Origin of the sequence: Gordonia malaquae, from assembly GCF_037148075.1 — a bacterium.
Lineage (GTDB): Bacteria > Actinomycetota > Actinomycetes > Mycobacteriales > Mycobacteriaceae > Gordonia > Gordonia malaquae.
In genome coordinates, this window is record NZ_JBBCUB010000012.1 from 1 (window position 1) to 672 (window position 672).

Annotated in this window: 1 protein-coding gene; it reads left to right on the plus strand. The window is 69.2% G+C overall.

Annotated elements, in window-relative coordinates:
- A partial coding sequence (locus WFK36_RS22705; protein WP_336794516.1) for an HNH endonuclease signature motif containing protein occupies positions 1 to 672 on the plus strand: 672 nt, incomplete at both ends.

A 672-nucleotide genomic window follows, 5' to 3' on the forward strand; every position in this document is an offset into this window, starting at 1 on the left:
TTCTCACCCTCTGGGCAGAGCCAGGGATGAACAACCCGGACGACCCGGAGTCCCCGCACGGGACTGCCTACGGTGCCGACGCCGAGGCCCTCGCCGCCGCCCGCGAACGCGACACCCGGTCACAGTCCCAGCGCAACCACGACGCGCTCGAAGCGATGCTCGACCACCTTTTGGCGAACGGCGCGCTCGGTGATTCCGTCGCCCTCCCCTCACACCTTGTGGTCACCGCTTCGCTGGAGGACCTCGAGAACCGGGCGGGTGTTGCGGTCACCGCGACCGGCACTCGTCTGCCGGTCACTGATCTGGTCGACATCGCCGCCGACGCCACGCCGTGGCTTGAAGTGTTCGAAGGCCAGTCCTCGCAGATCCTGCACTTCGGGCGCGGCCGCCGGTTGGCCTCGCTGGCTCAGCGGCTCGCGTTGTTCGGTCGGGACCGCGGATGCACCGCGCCCGGCTGCACTACCCCGTGGTCACGGACTCAGGCGCACCACATGCCGGACTGGCAAGACGGCGGACCCACCGATATCGATCATTTGGGCGGGGCCTGCGGAGGACACAACCGCAGCGTCTCCACCACACCCGGCGGATGGGAGACCACCGTCCTCACCTCTGGCCCGTTCAAGGGCCGGGTCGGATGGCGACCCTCCGGCTCGACCGAGCCGTGGAAGGTCA